The 1,739-nt window shown below is 65.2% G+C and carries 1 protein-coding gene; it reads left to right on the top strand.

The window, feature by feature from the left end:
• The coding region (locus tag AC5Y4C_RS20935; protein ID WP_500008527.1) for a non-ribosomal peptide synthetase at positions 1-1,739 on the top strand (1,739 nt) is incomplete at both ends.

The raw sequence follows: 1,739 nt of genomic DNA, 5'->3' as shown, positions 1-1,739 counted from the left end.
CCCCACCCGGAGCTTGGCCCATCACCCACTGGTGCAGGTGGCGTTGGCGTGGCAGAACTCCAGCGGCTACGACTTCACCGATGCTGCGGTCGGCATGGCGCTCGATGATCTCGACGTCACGCAACTGCCTGTTGATACCCACACCGCTCGAATGGATTTGGTGTTCTCGCTCTCCGAGAAGTTCTCGACGGCTGATCAACCGGCCGGGATCGGTGGTGCGGTGGAGTTCCGCACCGACGTGTTCGACGCGGCCAGTGTTGCAACACTGGTCGAGCGGCTGCGGCGGGTGCTGGAGGCGATGACGGCCGACCCGACGGCGCGGATCTCGTCGATCGACATCGTTGATGCGGTCGAGCATGCGCGCCTTGACGCGCTCGGGAACCGCGCAGTGCTGGAAAGGTCTGCGCGCAAGACGATCTCGATTACGGCGCTCTTCGCCCAGCACGTCGCGCAGACGCCAGACGCAGTCGCCATCAGCTTCGGTGGCCGCACGATGACCTACCAAGAGCTCGACGAAGCGTCAAATCGTCTGGGAAACGTGCTCGTTGACGTCGGCGCCACGGCGGGCAAGTGCGTCGCGCTGCTGTTCAATCGATCGGCCGATGCGATTGTGGCAATTCTGGCGGTGCTCAAGACCGGCGCCGCGTATCTGCCCATTGACCCGTCGCTGCCGGATGCGCGACTGGCGTTCGTGCTCGACGACGCCTCGCCCGTCGCCGCGGTGACCTCCACCGGCTTGCGCTCACGGCTGGAGGGTTACGAGGCGACGATCGTCGTCGTCGACGACGCCGCGATCGGCACGCAGCCGGGGAAGCCGTTGGCGGCGGCAGCGCCGGACGGCATCGCCTACGTCATCTACACCTCCGGAACCACAGGCACGCCCAAAGGCGTTGCGGTAAGCCATCACAACGTCACGCAACTTCTGGGTTCGCTGGACTCCGGTCTGCCGCGAACCGGTGTGTGGCCGCAGTGCCACACGTTGGCGTTCGACGTCTCGGTGTGGGAAATCTTCGGCGCACTTCTGCGCGGCGGTCGAGTTGTCGTCGTGCCCGAAGAGGTAACGAGTTCACCGCAAGACCTCCACGCCCTGTTGGTCAGCGAGCACGTCGACGTCCTCACTCAAACCCCATCAGCGGTATCGGCTCTGTCACCAGAAGGCTTGGACTCCGTCGCCCTGGTGGTCGTCGGGGAGGCCTGCCCCGCCGAGGTGGTGGACCAGTGGGCGTCGGGGCGGGTGGTGATCAACGCCTACGGCCCCACCGAAACCACGATGTGCGTGGCGATCAGCGCGCCGCTGACCGCAGGTGCCGGAGTGCCGATTGGTAGCCCCGTGCCCGGAGCCGCGTTGTTTGTGCTTGACGAGTCGTTGCATCACGTTCCACTGGGGGTGGCGGGTGAGTTGTATGTGGCGGGTTGTGGGGTGGGGGTTGGTTATGTGGGGCGGGGGGGTTTGACGGGGTCGCGGTTTGTGGCGTGTCCGTTTGGGGGTTTTGGTGCGCGGATGTATCGCACTGGGGATCTTGTGCGGTGGGGTGTTGATGGGCAGTTGCGGTTTTTGGGTCGGGTTGATGAGCAGGTCAAGATCCGTGGCTATCGCGTCGAGTTGGGGGAGATCCAGTGCGTGCTGGGTGATGTCGATGGTGTCGGGCAGGCGGTGGTTGTTGTGCGGGAGGATCGTCCCGGCGATAAGCGGCTGGTCGGCTACGTCACGGGCGACGTCGATGTGAGCGCGGTTCGTG

Source organism: Mycobacterium sp. NGS35 (assembly GCF_059812855.1).
Note: the sequence above shows the minus strand (reverse complement) of the source record. Positions and strands in the feature narration are given on the sequence as shown.